The organism is Lentibacillus cibarius (assembly GCF_005887555.1).
Taxonomy (GTDB): domain Bacteria; phylum Bacillota; class Bacilli; order Bacillales; family Amphibacillaceae; genus Lentibacillus; species Lentibacillus cibarius.
Map to the genome: position 1 here is coordinate 1762029 of NZ_VCIA01000001.1, position 14359 is coordinate 1776387.

Annotated in this window: 16 protein-coding genes; 2 read left to right on the forward strand and 14 right to left on the reverse strand. The window is 40.2% G+C overall.

The window, feature by feature from the left end; genetic code table 11:
• The first annotated feature begins 168 nt into the window (after positions 1 to 168).
• The gene (locus tag FFL34_RS08380; RefSeq protein ID WP_138603050.1) at positions 169 to 618 is read left to right on the forward strand and encodes a DinB family protein; all 450 of its coding nucleotides are present in this window, start codon (positions 169 to 171) and stop codon (positions 616 to 618) included.
• A 267-nt stretch (positions 619 to 885) separates the two neighbouring features.
• Here FFL34_RS08380 and tatA (FFL34_RS08385) read toward each other — a convergent pair whose 3' ends face one another.
• The 11 genes from tatA (FFL34_RS08385) to FFL34_RS08430 all read right to left on the reverse strand — a co-directional run bounded on the left by tatA (FFL34_RS08385) (position 886) and on the right by FFL34_RS08430 (position 11432).
• A complete protein-coding gene (tatA, locus tag FFL34_RS08385; protein WP_138603051.1) occupies positions 886 to 1080 on the reverse strand; it encodes a twin-arginine translocase TatA/TatE family subunit in 195 nt (64 codons plus the stop codon).
• A 29-nt stretch (positions 1081 to 1109) separates the two neighbouring features.
• A complete protein-coding gene (locus tag FFL34_RS08390) occupies positions 1110 to 2021 on the reverse strand; it encodes a 4Fe-4S dicluster domain-containing protein (protein WP_138603052.1) in 912 nt (303 codons plus the stop codon).
• Between the two features lie 32 nt (positions 2022 to 2053).
• On the reverse strand, positions 2054 to 2899 hold the full coding sequence (locus tag FFL34_RS08395; protein WP_138603053.1) for a dimethyl sulfoxide reductase anchor subunit family protein: 846 nt from the start codon (positions 2897 to 2899) through the stop codon (positions 2054 to 2056).
• Between the two features lie 19 nt (positions 2900 to 2918).
• Positions 2919 to 3452 (reverse strand): DMSO/selenate family reductase complex B subunit, encoded by a 534-nt coding sequence (locus FFL34_RS08400; protein ID WP_138603054.1) that lies wholly within the window; start codon positions 3450 to 3452, stop codon positions 2919 to 2921.
• A 3-nt stretch (positions 3453 to 3455) separates the two neighbouring features.
• On the reverse strand, positions 3456 to 5834 hold the full coding sequence (locus FFL34_RS08405) for a molybdopterin-dependent oxidoreductase (RefSeq protein ID WP_234031460.1): 2379 nt from the start codon (positions 5832 to 5834) through the stop codon (positions 3456 to 3458).
• A gap of 199 nt (positions 5835 to 6033) precedes the next feature.
• On the reverse strand, positions 6034 to 6768 hold the full coding sequence (locus tag FFL34_RS08410) for a TorD/DmsD family molecular chaperone (RefSeq protein ID WP_234031461.1): 735 nt from the start codon (positions 6766 to 6768) through the stop codon (positions 6034 to 6036).
• A gap of 16 nt (positions 6769 to 6784) precedes the next feature.
• Positions 6785 to 6916, reverse strand: a complete 132-nt coding sequence (locus FFL34_RS18805; protein ID WP_267900365.1) for a hypothetical protein — start codon at positions 6914 to 6916, stop codon at positions 6785 to 6787.
• 14 nt (positions 6917 to 6930) lie between these two features.
• Positions 6931 to 8106, reverse strand: a complete 1176-nt coding sequence (locus FFL34_RS08415; protein WP_234031462.1) for a radical SAM protein — start codon at positions 8104 to 8106, stop codon at positions 6931 to 6933.
• Positions 8107 to 8158: 52 nt separating this feature from the next.
• Positions 8159 to 8341 carry a twin-arginine translocase TatA/TatE family subunit gene (gene tatA, locus FFL34_RS08420; protein WP_138603056.1) on the reverse strand — a complete coding sequence of 61 codons (183 nt, stop codon included), beginning with the start codon at positions 8339 to 8341 and terminating at the stop codon, positions 8159 to 8161.
• Between the two features lie 687 nt (positions 8342 to 9028).
• On the reverse strand, positions 9029 to 10543 hold the full coding sequence (locus FFL34_RS08425) for an acetyl-CoA hydrolase/transferase family protein (protein WP_138603057.1): 1515 nt from the start codon (positions 10541 to 10543) through the stop codon (positions 9029 to 9031).
• Between the two features lie 244 nt (positions 10544 to 10787).
• Positions 10788 to 11432 (reverse strand): LytTR family DNA-binding domain-containing protein, encoded by a 645-nt coding sequence (locus FFL34_RS08430; protein ID WP_138603058.1) that lies wholly within the window; start codon positions 11430 to 11432, stop codon positions 10788 to 10790.
• A 177-nt stretch (positions 11433 to 11609) separates the two neighbouring features.
• On the opposite strand from FFL34_RS08430, the gene FFL34_RS08435 reads away from it, so the two are divergent.
• Complete coding sequence (locus tag FFL34_RS08435) at positions 11610 to 12671, forward strand: NAD(P)/FAD-dependent oxidoreductase (RefSeq protein ID WP_138603059.1); 1062 nt, start codon at positions 11610 to 11612, stop codon at positions 12669 to 12671.
• Positions 12672 to 12863: 192 nt separating this feature from the next.
• On the opposite strand, the gene FFL34_RS08440 is transcribed toward FFL34_RS08435, so the two are convergent.
• The 3 genes from FFL34_RS08440 to FFL34_RS08450 all read right to left on the reverse strand — a co-directional run bounded on the left by FFL34_RS08440 (position 12864) and on the right by FFL34_RS08450 (position 14175).
• A complete protein-coding gene (locus FFL34_RS08440) occupies positions 12864 to 13178 on the reverse strand; it encodes a DMT family transporter (protein ID WP_138603060.1) in 315 nt (104 codons plus the stop codon).
• The gene (locus FFL34_RS08445; protein ID WP_138603061.1) at positions 13178 to 13525 is read right to left on the reverse strand and encodes a DMT family transporter; all 348 of its coding nucleotides are present in this window, start codon (positions 13523 to 13525) and stop codon (positions 13178 to 13180) included. Before FFL34_RS08445 ends, FFL34_RS08440 begins: the two co-directional genes overlap by 1 nt.
• Positions 13526 to 13599: 74 nt before the next feature.
• Positions 13600 to 14175 carry a TetR family transcriptional regulator gene (locus FFL34_RS08450; protein ID WP_138603062.1) on the reverse strand — a complete coding sequence of 192 codons (576 nt, stop codon included), beginning with the start codon at positions 14173 to 14175 and terminating at the stop codon, positions 13600 to 13602.
• Positions 14176 to 14359 lie beyond the last annotated feature (184 nt).

The following is a 14359-nucleotide window of genomic DNA, read 5'->3' on the forward strand; positions in this document are numbered from 1 at the left end:
AAAACGGCCGTATAAGGGTGGCTCCAGCATGCGGCCGTTTAAATTTTCCCTAGCTGCTTATATGTGTCCCCAGAAGCCCAATGCACCCCAACTAGCAGGCTTTTTTATTTTGCCAATCACTATAAATTGTTATAGTAGATAAAGACAAATCGAGAGGAGAGAAATGGAATGGATTTTTTGTACAAGCAGTTTGAAATGTCGCGTCATATGTTTTTACGGGAGGTTAATCAGACAAACCAAGGGGTACTGGATGTCCAACCAAATGGATTCAGCAACAATATCCATTGGCAAGTTGGTCACGTACTGACGGTGACCGAGCAATTTTTGTTTGGGTTCCCGAATGATGACAGCAACTTGCCGCAAAACTACAAAGACCTGTTTGGTAATGGGTCGTCACCTGCTGCCTGGCCGGATAATGTCCCAAGTGTCGATGAATTAACCGAACAACTTCAAAAACAGTTAGAGCGTATGAAAGAGATCCCTAAGGAAAAGTTTAATGAACAACTTCCTGAGCCTTTTCTTGGCGCGGAAACATTCGGTGAACTAGCAGCATTGGCAGTGGTTCATGAATCCAACCATGCCGGAAGAGTGAATGCAATGAAGAAAGCTATCGGCTGAGGAGAAAGTCATCCCTCCAAGACTGTTACCTGTACAATGGTGAGCACAGTTTTTAATCATTTGCAGTTCTACAGACGAAGAATCCAAGTAGCTGGGTACTAACCTCCAGCAGTTATGGAGCATCCGGCGCGGACAACCGATAAAGAATTAATTATGATGTATAATTAAGTCTAACTTAAAACCGGCCGCTTAACGTGACGATTCACTTTAAGTGGCCGGCATTTCATAAAGTTTTGGTTCAAAAAGACAACAGAACCTTAATAATCACTACATCTGTTTGCCATGCTTATCAGAGTTATTTTCATTTTCATTTTCATCATCAAAAACACCTTTTGTTGCGTGTTTAAACTCTTTCAATGTTTTTCCTGTAGCTTGACCAAGTTGTGGTAATTTACTGGGACCGAATATGATTAAAGCAAGTACGAGAATTAATATTAAACCTGGTATACCGATATTAGCCATTGGACTTCCTCCCTTTTACATTAATAACGTTACATCATTGAAAATTGCTTTTTCTTTTCACAAGCAACACATAATTCTTGTTCTTTGTTCAGCGTTTCATATACTTGATCGCAAGCGGTACATACTTTTTTATACATTTCATGCTTTACAACCGAAACAGGTGTAATCATTTCTTTAAGAGAAATTGCCCCCTCCGGACAAATATCCTGACATAGTGAACAATTAGAGCAATTCTGAGCCAAAAGGGAAAAACCAGTTTCATCAATTTGTAAGCAATTTCTCTTACATAACTTTTGGCATGCTTTACATAAAGTACACTTTTGCGTATCTAGGGTAATCTCCACAAACTGATAATCAGGATAATATTTTGGCAGATCTAAACTTTCATGGTTAAAGCGCCATTTAGCTGGTGCCATATTCTTTGCAATTTGTTTTAAATCTTTTTCCCAAGTGAAGAATAACTCTCTTCGGGTCATTATATCGTCGTTATTATCAGGAGCTTTTTGTTGATAGCTAACTTTAAAAGGTTGTTCTCCCAGTTTAGTTAATACTTCATTTACATTTCTTATCGTTTTTTCCCACTCAGGACTAATCTCGGATTCTTCACAAATAATGGTTGTAATCCCTTTTTTATAGTAAACAAGTAATTCTTTTAATGTTGGCACCTTGTCTTGATCCATTATATATTGATTATTTATGATAGAACGTTTAGGTAGAAACCCTTCCACTGCTTGAACAGGACAACTGGCAACGCAGTCCCCGCATTGTATACAGTTTTTTGAGTCTATTGTTGGCTGGCCATCTTTTATATAAATAGCATCCTTGGGACAACTGTCAACACATTCCATACAACTAGAACGGGGGCTTTGATAACGTGAACAATGTGACAACACTTTATAATCATAATCCAAGCTTTCTAACCAATAGCCTAATATTCCCATTTAGAAAGCCCCCTTTTAAATAGATTGGATAGTTATGAGCCTAATAGATAAAATACATAACGGCTCATACCTTCAGATAATACAAATACTGCTAATGTAAGGAATGTAAGACTTGTAAAAGATTTTTTATATGACGATAGCGTCAAATAACCAAGTAAAGCTACTCCCAAAATAGAAATAATCCATCTCGTTGCGACCATTACTTTATAGGTTGCAATAACACTTGCTGCCATGGAACTGCCTACAATTGTAGTCTCTAATGCTTCCGGGGAGAACAATGCAGTTCCAATAATATGAAGCCCGAATCCTGACAACGTAATAATGAGGGTTGTTTTCAAGAATTGCTTTGCTACTAACTCCAATTTTTGTTTATATAATTTAGGTGTTAGTAACGCTACAGCAAGGACCGCACCCAAGATTAAAGTTGTACCGTAAAATGACATAAAGGTGTTAATTGAATTCCAAGGACCGATTAAGGACTTTGTGTAAATAGCAGCCATGCAATAGACATCGACAAAACCTACTACCGTTGTGGTAATTAGAAGCCAAGGCAGAATTTGCTTACGATAAAGCACCCAAGCGGTGTTGAGCACAGCCAGCCCAATAAAGGTTCCTGTCACAAGAATTTCTCGGCTCATCCAGGAGGACCCAACGTGTCTAATTGTATTTAATGCATTTATTGGTGCGCCGAGGTGAGCAAATGAAGCGCCCAATCCGACTAAAGACAACACACCAATAACGATGAGCGGAATCTTAAACAAGGAAGCCGTATCTAAGTTTCTTTTTCTATTTATTAATTGAAATATCCAAAGCATAAATATTCCGCCGATAGCTGTTTGAATAGATATGGTAAACACTAATAATGGCCATTCATGCATCTTTTATGCCCCCCTTAGATTACTTTTTAATAACGATATTGGGATGTGTAATAGACGAACTCGGCAATCCCTCTATATCAGCATTGTCTCCGTGTTTTTTGCGCAGCTCATCAATTGGACCGAACTCTATCGCGCGCATTGGACAGGAGGCAACACATGCAGGCTCTTCACCTTTTTCACGTAAATCTAGACATGTATCACACTTTGTCATTTTTCCTAATGCCTCATTATATTGTGGTGCTCCATAAGGGCAATTCCATTCACAATACCTACAACCTACACACTTGTCGTGATCAACTACAACGACGCCATCTTCTTTACGTTTATACATCGCTGTAGTTGGACAATTCTCAACACATGTTGGATGATCGCAGTGGTTACAGGATATAGAAAGGTGCCTTAATATTGGGTTCGGAAACGATCCACTTTCAAACGAATATACTCTACGAAAGTTCCTGCCAACTTCTAAATCATTCTTATCCTTGCAAGAAACGACACATGTTTTACAACCAATACATTTTGTCACGTCAATAAAGAAACCCATTTGAGCCATGCATTACACCTCTCCTTCTGGGAAAACAATACGTTGTTCCCATTTCACGTCTTCTTTCAGTGGCTCACCTTTATATTTTTCTATATTACAAATAACTGTATTCCACCCTGAAGTTCCTAACCCTGTGGTAACTGGCTTTGTCAACATATTATCTGCACCAGCCTTATCTATTCCATCTTCCTCATTTATTTCAGGCCAGGCACCATGAGGCAAGGCAATCACTCCCGGCATTAATGTTTCGGTTGTTTCCGCTGGCCGTAATGTTTTGCCATGGTCATTATAAAGCATGACAGTATCACCAGTTTTGATTCCACGTGTTTTGGCATCTGTTTTATTTATAAACACAGGGTTCGGCATTGCTTCACGCAACCAAGGAACATTGTCAAATACCGTGTGAGAACGTCTTAGATAATGGGGAGTCACAACTTGGAAAGGATACTTTCCTTTTTTCTTCTTACCCCAATCATCAAAAGTATCTTCATAACCTACTGTTTTAGGAACATATTTCGGTATTGGCGAAATTTCTGTCCACCCTTTTTTCGACTCTTTGTGAATAGTTTCACAATAAATTTCAAACTTTCCGCTTGGCGTCCCTAAAGGTTGCTCATTTGGATTTTCCACAAAGTCTTGATAAGCAATATGACCGTAATTATCTCCTGGTTTTCTTTCGACCTGATAGATCCCTCTATCTAAAAATTCTTGTAAAGCGATTCTACCTTTTTGCGGCTTTCCATCCACGTTCCAGTCTTTAATATCTTTTGCAGTAATCTCTACTAATGGTTCATAATCCTTTCCATCTTTCGTGATCACTGTACTTGTAGCTAATTCATTAAAGAATGCTTGCTTTTCACTAACTGGATATAGCTTCTTAGGGTCTTTTCCTAATCGTTTTAGTAATTCTTTGGCAATCCAGACGTCGCTTTTAGCTTCGTATAGCGGGTCAACAATATTCGAATGAGCTATCAGTATTTCACGATTACCTGTTAAGAGACCGCCTTCTCTTTCCCATTCAGACGTAACTGGTAAAACAACATCCGAATACTTTGCGTTGGTTGTTAAATTGTACGAATTTGTAACGACGAACTCAACTTTCCGGTGAGCTTTTATTCCATCATTTATTGACGTACGTGTTTGTAATGTTGCATTATATTGATGATAGATAAGCTGTATATTAGCTTTTCGTACACCTTCACCTTTTTGATGATATTTTCCGTCTAAAATTGCTTTAAATATTTCATTGTGGTTAACTTTATTCGTCACAGGGTTTTCTGGGGATGTGTACCCACTTGAACCTGGCTTTACTAACCATGGACCACCATTACCCGAAGAACGGTGGCAACTAACACCGGTCATTTTACCGCTGCGACCCATATGCCCGGTCATGAAGCCTAGAGTGGAAAATGCTTGTACCCAGCCTTCTCCATCGTTGATACGTGCCGGACCCCATCCTGTTAGCAATGCTACGCGTTCTGTTGAACCAATCTGACGGGCTAGTTTGCGTATATCTTCTGGCGCCACACCACAAATTTCAGTCGCCCATTCAGGTGATTTTGGTTCTCCGTCAAGTGTTCCTAATAAATAATCTTTGAAATTATCTTTAGGATCTGCTCCTTTTGGCATATGATCCTTATCAAATCCTACCGTACATTTATTTAAGAAATCCCAGTCTATGAGTGGATTATTCTTAGGATCATCTTCGTCAAGTAACGTGTACATGATTGCAAGGGCTAATGCGTGATCCGTACCTGGCCGCAATGGTACCCAATCAGCGTCAAACACTTGTGCAGATTCTGTATACTTAGGATCAATAGAAATAAATTGAGCCCCTGCTTTTTTGGCTTGTAAGTAATTATAGGTAGGGCTTCCAGGACTGCTCGATGCAGGATTTACTCCCCAAAGCACAATAAGCTGTGAATTGCGGAGGTCAATGCGATCATTGATACCCAATTCATTCCAACCTTCAGCAACGCCCATCATGGTTGGTGCCCAATACCAAGCTCCCCATGATGTTGTACCATAATCTGTTGTACAACCGCCGTTTTCCGATAATACTTTTGTCATCTCACCACTGCCGGTTGCCCAAATAGCCTCGTTACCATATTCATTTGAGATTCGCTTGATTTCACTTGAAACTGTATCAAGGGCTTCATCCCAGGAGATTCTCACCCATTGGTCTTTCCCCCGGAGCTCTTTCTTACCCCCACCGGGTTTCCAGTTCTTTCTTTTCATTGGATATTTTAAACGATCGGCTCCAAATACTTGTTGTCTTTGCGAACGACCTCTGAGACATCCTCTTTGCTGTGGAAAATCAGGACTGTCTGCGTGGGTGTCATCTGTCTTTTGACGAACAACAACGCCATCTTTCACTAAAACTTTATTCAAACACCGGCCACCACAATTGTGCCAGCATGCAGCAGTTTTCCATATTTCATTCGTTTCGCCGGCAGCAAACACTTTATTTTGTTCAGCCTTTGTTTTAAGTCCTCGGCTAACTGGTATGGCTGCCGCGGCTGTAACAGCTGTAGACCAGCCTACAAATGCTCTTCTGGACATTTTAAAATCATTAATTTTCTTTTTTATGTCAAGCATTGGAACGTTCCTCCTTTTGCTCACTGTAATCTGTATGTTTCATTTCCAAAAGCGAATTTAAAAGTGTAGAATCAAGTTCTAAATAGGAATTTAATAACTTTGCTAATCCTGTAAAGAACTGTGTATGAGCATTTTCTATTACCTTTTGAGAAAATTGAGGGGTAAAAGCTAATAAATGATTTCTTAAAAACCTACTTTGCTCCCCTACTAAATAGGTAAGATATGATCTCGATTTGACATTGTTTTTCTTCGCTTGCTCAATACATAATTCGTTTAAATGAAACATGAAGTCAAGTTCTAAGCCAACATGGTCTTCCGCTTCTAAGTTATAGTGATTCATTTCAAAGCCGAAGTTATTGTAGACATAACGAACTTCCAACGTGGTTGCTTGAAATAGCATACGGTCTTTTCGAACATACACGGATTCCCAAGGTGGAGCAGGTAATGTAAAAGGGCCTATAAACATCCTGGTATAATCCCAATGTAAATCCTCATAGTCTTGATCATTATTAACGACATCATGTTCGGCTAAATATTCCTTTATATCTGTTATAGCAGCTTGTATTTGTTCTGAGTCTTCAGCAAAAGGAAATAAGTCAATTAGATCTTCTTGAACAAAGTAGTCTAGGTATTCCTTTGATGGTTCTTCAAGGAAAAATCGCCTTAAAATATCATAAGCAAACTGCCGAACATAAAAAATATACGCTACATCTTTAGAATGCATCATTCCTTTCGCCTCCTCTCTAATTAATATCCTGTGCTTCAAATAATAGTGGGGTGGTCCAATCCACACTTACCTCGCGTACAACATCGCCGTTCATCCTACTTTCAACAACATTGGAAACGACAGCCAGTTCTACATCATCTATTTTCAAGGCATGGATTGCACTTACCGGAAATTGAATAAAGTCAAGCTCTCATCCAAGGTAAAGGGAACGCCAATTGCTTCCAGGTGCTCTTTTACAATTTCTCTATCTTTTCCGAAGGCCTTTACTGTTTTATAAAAATAGTCTTTCGATGAAAAATGATACGTATGATCCATCGCTTGATCATGATTTTGTTGATAAATTTGACCTGTGAATTTATTTTCTAAAGAACAATAATGAACACCCAGGCTTAATGATTGATCAAGTGCGAATTCAACTAAATCCAAACACAACGCTTCACTTTCGGCAACAGCTAAGCCACCTGCATACCAATAGTTATAATAGATCTCATAAGGTGGATTTTTTAACCGGTAACCCTTGTCATTAAAAGATGCTGCATTAACAAGCGGGAAACAGAATTCTAATAGATTGATACCGAATATTCCTATTTCATCCAACGCTACAAGTAATTCCTTCATTTCTTCTTGTGTTCCGGGAATAACAGGCATTTCTACCAATACGTAAGGTATATACTGCTTAGATAACTTTATTTTTTCTAAAACGCGCTGTCTCCTTTTTAATGAATCTTCCATCTTAATACTAATGCGTATCTCATCTAATCCAGCTTCTTTTAATTGCTGTAATAAAGTCTCAGTTAATAAATCACCAGCCGTATATAATCTTGTAAATGTGTTAGGTGTTATTTGTTGAGCTAATCGGAAAAAGTTGACCGTATCTTCTTTAAAAAGAAGTGGTTCCCCACCAGTTAACGCAAGATGCTTCAACTCCAAGCCACTATCTATTAAATAACTTAATTCCTCATTGACGTCCTTTTTATGATTTAAATAAAAAGCGTAATCATCTTGGTTTTTATTAAAACAAAAGTAACAGTCACGATGGCAATTGAGTGAAATGAATGAAGTGTAACTGCCAGTTCCTGTTTTACATGCTTCACAAGCGCTAGATATTTGATTGACATATACACTCTTGTTATTATTCCGAAGTATTGCTTGTTTCGCTTCTAACGTTGCCAGTCTTTCTTGTTTTTCATCCGGATCCTGCCTTCGCTCTAAAGGTAAGCCAAATGAATGAATAGTATCTAACGTATCTTCTTCAATATTCGTGAATACCTGAGCATAATTGCGAAAAGATTCATTTGCAATACTCGATATATTCTCTTTCGTAACTTTTCTTAACATATCTTCATACTCCCTTGGGTTCAACAGGATTGTGGGACGAGTCCCCAGCTAATCAGCTGTTTTTATCTTTTTTGTCATGATCGTCATTACTACCCAGAACGTCTTTTGTCGATTCCTTGAATTCGCGTAATGTCTTTCCAAGCGCTTGTCCGATTTCAGGTAACTTATTAGGGCCAAATATAATTAATGCTAGTACAAGAATTAGTATTAAACCAGGTGCGCCGATGTTCGCCATTGGTCTTCCCCCTTTTGATAATCAATGATCTCGTTAATATGGCAAAGTATAATTGCTGTTCTTCATATGCAGGATATTGACTTTTTAAGGCAGTTAAAATTATTTACCCTTAAACGTCTTTTTGAAATTCCAACATGAGAACCCTCTCCTATCTGAAAGAACTTCTTTCCTCTTTACTCACCCTTTCACAATCATTGCAGCACCATCTCCCTTTTGTATTACTACAAAGAGAAAACGCATGAAAATGAATACTTTTTCCTCTCCAGCTAGTATACAAAGTTTGGTTGTGAATTATTTCACAATGCATTGCAAAAATTTTTTCTGCAAATGGAGAATATGAAACTAACTTTTCATTGACTCGTCCTAAGACTAATATAACTATGGTTTGACAAGCTCATGTTAGAAAGATAAATCTAATTATTTACTAGGTCTACTTCCTTTATACCACATGCCTTATACCCGGTCAAGAAGCCTTTCCTTGTAATCGACTTTCCCCTACAAACACCTTATTAACATGGTTAACTGTTGGTAACCTATTTACATGAATAGCCTTCATTCGCCGGATTTATATGAACTTTTAAATACCACTAATTCTGCCACTTAAAAAACCACGCATCCCCAGCGTGGTTTTTTATCTATGAACATTCACAAGCAGTGCATATCCCCTATATACGAATTTAATGAAACTTAAACCGTTTCTAAAGTACGTTCTTGCATCGTGCCATTTTTGGCATAGTTTGTGTGCCAGGAAAAGGCTTTTTCTAGAACGTGTGGTGTCTGGCCGCCATGCTCAAGTGCTTCAAGATAGTAATTCCAAAGCTGTTCCCGGTACATTGGGTGGGCACAGTTTTCGATAATTTGCGGTACGCGCTCTCTTGGTGCCAACCCGCGCAGGTCTGCATACCCTTGCTCTGTGACGACGACATCCACATCATGTTCCGTGTGATCGATATGGGAGGCGAACGGAACGATGCTGGAGATGTCTCCGTCTTTCGCAATCGATTTCGTGACAAATATTGCTAATTTAGCATTACGAGCGAAGTCACCCGAGCCGCCAATACCATTCATCATTTTCGTACCGGATACGTGTGTAGAGTTGACGTTTCCATAAATGTCAAACTCCAACGCTGTATTAATAGAAATGAGTCCAAGTCGGCGAATGATTTCCGGATGGTTAGAAATCTCCTGCGGGCGCATGACCAATTTGTCACGGTAGTTTTCGAACTGGGAAAAGACTTGCTTCATTCTTTCCTCCGACAGCGTAATCGAACAGCAAGAAGCAAAGTCAACCTTTCCTGCATCCATCAAGTCAAATACAGCATCCTGCAAAACTTCAGAATAGACTTGCAGATGTTCAAACTCCGAATCGACCATACCATGTAATACGGCATTAGCAACCGAACCGATCCCAGATTGAATCGGTGCAAGCTCCTCTGTTAGGCGACCGGATTTCACTTCGTCCCGCAAAAAGTCAAGTAAGTGATCAGCCATGATTTTCGTCTCTTCATCAGGCTGAGTAATTGTTGATGGTGAATCCTCTTGATGCGTGAACACAATTCCCTTTATTTTCGATGTGTCAACCTTAATCCCTTGTTCACCAATACGATCTTCCGGCTTTGTCAGTGGAATCGGCCGGCGCTCACCTTGTTTGGCTGGGCTATACAAATCATGTACCCCCTCCAACAACTCAGGCTGGGCGGTATTAATTTCAACGATAATATTTTTCGCATGCTCGGCAAATACGAGTGAATTACCGATGGATGTAGATGGAATAATCGTCCCATCCTCTTTTATCGAAATCGCTTCCAAAATAGCATAATCAATTGTTTCAATCACCTCGTGCCGAATCCATTCTGAAGTATGTGATAAATGGTGGTCGACAAACATGAACTCGCCTTGATTAATTTTTTTACGCATAACAGGATCCGCTTGAAACGGTAGACGCTTATTGATAATTCCTGCCTCGGCAAACATTTTATCAATATCTGAACCAAGCGATGCTCCGGTAAATACGTTTACTTTGAATTGTTCGTGCGCTGCCCTATTGACAAGTGCAGTTGGTACCGCTTTCACGTCGCCCGCACGTGTGAACCCGCTCATCCCCAGCGTCATGCCATCCGTAATCCATGAGGCAGCATTTTCCGCTGATACAACACGGCCACGGAGGTCTTCGTCATGAATACGATCAAGTTTAGCTGTCATGATGAAACCCCTTTCGTAATTATTTTAAGACTATTCTAACGTATTACGCATAGGTTTTTGGTGTTTTATGTAGAAAACAGCTATATTTACGATAGAGCGGTAATTTAAATGTATGAGACAGAATATTTGTGCAAACAACAGATATATCACGACTGAATGTGAATGCGTATTTGGTGTAACTTGCAGATTAAGAGAATGCGCACTACCCCCGAGGTTTGCTGATTAGGTATGGACCTTTCACTCACTAAAACCCGAGCAATTTTCGGAAATAGCTGGAATACGATTGACTTACCGGAACTTGGGAGCCATTATCCATTGCTAACAGAAATGTCGAGTGGGTGTCTGGGTAAATATCTGCAATATGATGTACATTAACGATAAACGACCGGTGGCAACGTATGAATGTCTCATGCGGCAGAGAGTATTCATACTCCTGCAGTGCACGTTTCGTTGTGCCGGTAAATTCATCTGCATATACGTGTGTCTTCCGGTCTTTTGCTTCCAAATAGACAACATCATGAAACGGGATTGGCTTCCATCCATCGGCCGTTTTCACCGTGACAACCGATTTGCCCTCAGTCATAACTGGATAGATAGCGGTAACGCACCCTTGAAGCTTGCCCAATTGATAAAACGGAACAGCCATCCCATGATATGGCACCCCGAACACACTGCGGTCAATAAATTCAGAAACCTTTTGCTCGGTGTGCAATGCTTTATAGGCAATCGTCCCTGCAATGACAGGATCGCCTGGTCTAATTTTTAAATCAATCCGTTTACTCGGACGGTAATAAACGTATTCCGCTGTATCCGAAACAGCGATAGATATTTCATCAGAAAAAAGTTCCCCAACCACATCAAACAGAGAACCAAACGTTAAGCGGTCCATGATAAGACATCCTCCCCCTCTAGTTATAAAATTACTTTATCATTACCACAAATAAAATAACAATTCCTATGTTTTCCTAGTTTTCCAGCGACAGTTTTGGTAATCTTAACAGTAAGGGGAAGGTTTAAAACTTAACGGGTGATCAAGCAATAATCATATACATAAGGGGTTTTCGTCATGAGAAATGTTGTTATCCTTGGTGGTGGGTATGGCGGTGTCAACATCGTCCAAAATCTGATTGAAGAGGATTTACCTGAAGATGTGCATATTACGGTGATTGACCGCAATCCATACCATTCCATTAAAACAGAATTTTACACTATAGCTGCCGGTACATCCGCTGACAAAAATGTGCGCATGGAGTTCCCGGAACACGACAAAGTCAACTATATCTATGCAGAAATCACCAAAATCGACACGGAAAACAAACAAATTCTATTTCAAGATCGTAGTGAACCAGCAGCTTATGACTATTTAGTAATTGGTCTTGGGTGCGAAGACAATTACCATGGTGTTGAAGGTGCAGCAGATTATACCGAAAGCATCCAAACATTTCATCGGGCACGCCATACAGGAATGGCAATCGGTAACTTAAATGCATACGGAAAAGCCACGATTGTCGGCGCTGGTCTTAGTGGTATTGAAGTGGCAGCGGAAATACGAGAAAGCAGACCAGATTTAAATATTAGGCTGCTTGACCGCGGGAAATCCGTATTAAAGGCATTTGACCGTAAAATTCAAAATTACGTGGAAGACTGGTTCATGAAAAATGACGTGGAAGTACTTCACGAGGCAAACGTCGAGTATGTTGAAAAAGACGGTGTTTGCAATAACGGGGTCTGTTACGTAAACGACGTTACCATCTGGACGGCTGGTGTGCGCCCGAACTATCTGGTACGTGAACTGCCGTATAAAAAAGATGAACAAGACAAAATTGTAATCAATAACTTTTATCAGGTGCCTGAAGAGCCACACGTTTATGTTGTCGGTGACTGTGCGGCCTCGGAGCATTCACCAAGTGCGCAACTCGCCAGACAGCAAGGAGAACAAATCGCTGAAGTATTGTATGCCGTTTTAAAAGGGGAAAAGCCAAAAGAACCCGGCAAATTAAAGTTGAAAGGAACACTTGGCTCTCTAGGTAGTTCAGAAGGATTCGGAGAGATGATGTCCCAATCCGTTGTCGGCTACATTCCGCGCCTGGCCAAATCCGGCGTACTATGGCTTAATAAACGGCACTAATGAATCAGCTATCATTGTAGCGTGCACTTGCACAAAATGGACTCGGGTAAAACTGGATTGAGGACCGCGCGACTTTCGGGCCGGGCCGCGCGGGTTTTCTCGTTTTCGCGCGAGTTTCGAGCCGCGCGACTTTCCTGATTTTCGCGCGAGTTTGGCCTGGGGCCGCGCGACTTTCGACCCCGGCCGCGCGATTTACGAAACTGCTTTTAGCCCGACTACGCCAACAATAATGACTGCAAGACTGCAAATGCGAGACCAATTGCCTGACTCCCCGAAAAAGAAGATGCTAAGCAACACCGCGCCTGCTGTTCCTATACCAACCCAAACTGCATAAGCAATAGTAACCTGTAAATAAGCAAATGAGAGATTAAGCATAGCGACCGATCCCCCGAATCCGCCGATATACATCAAAACATTTCTAATTGACCGATTCTGACTGGCAAATTGCAGGCCTATTACACCAATGATTTCAAATACTGATGCAACCAAAATGAATAGCCATCCCATCAGTTAACACCTTCTTTCGCCTGTTTTTCCACCTTTCTGTCAGCAAGCTGCAAACCAACAACGCCCGCAACTAAAAGAAAGATGAAAGATAATTTTGCTACGCCTAAACTTGCATCAAATAAAATAACATCCATTAATGCAATACCAGCCGTCCCCGCCGATGCAAAAATGGCATAAACGGTACCAGTCGGCAGTTCTTTACAGGCCTTGCGGAAGCATTCCAGATCCGTCAACATAATCAAAAAGACCCCTATATAATGCCACCAGCTTGTTGCAATATTTAAACCATATACCCAACACAATTCAAGCAAACATAAAATTACAACGAATATCCAAGCTCGTTTCATTCAAAAGCCCCTCCTTTTTAGTGACTGATAATCAGTCACATTGGCATTAGATGAAGAAGGGACATAACACCCGGTCACTCTAATCCGAGAGCATGCCCTGCAAAATCCAATACTTCTTTTTTCTTTAAAGCCGCTGTCCGCTCGTCCTGGCGGGTATACATGTATGTTTGTTCTGCGGCATCCTCAATCAATCCGATTAAAATTTCAGCTGTTCGCTTTGGGTTTAATGACTGTCGGATGACACCGGCTGCTTTCGCATTCTCCAGTTCAGCACTTAACCAATCGTAATAAGGTTCATAAATGGCTTCCCATTCTTGCCTATACTCAACAGATGCAAGTCCTGCATATGTAAGTGCAAAGATATCACGGTATTCCCTTGTGATAGCAAACACAGTATCGACAACTTGTTCGAGTTTCAAAGACAGAGATGATTCTTCTTGCACTTTTGCCTCTATTTCCACCAGTATTTTTTCTGTCATCACCTCTGCAATGGAAAGCATGACCGATAGTTTTGATGAAAAATATAGATAAAAAGTGCCTTGCGCAATGCCGGCGCCTTTTACGATGTCCGATACTTTCGTTTTTTCTAATCCCTTTTCACGAAAAACTTCTATTGCCGATTGAATGATTCTTTCTTTCTTATTATCCATTTATACGCCTCACTATCATGACTGACTTTCATTCATTTTATACAGTTTAACTCCGAATTGTCAATCAATAGTGATGATTATTTCTGATTTTTTTCACATAATGATATAATGAATGCAGATACTTATATATAGAGCTTTTTTTCGTTCTTCTTGCTTTTTAATCACCAATGGCTTCTGGGGGTTT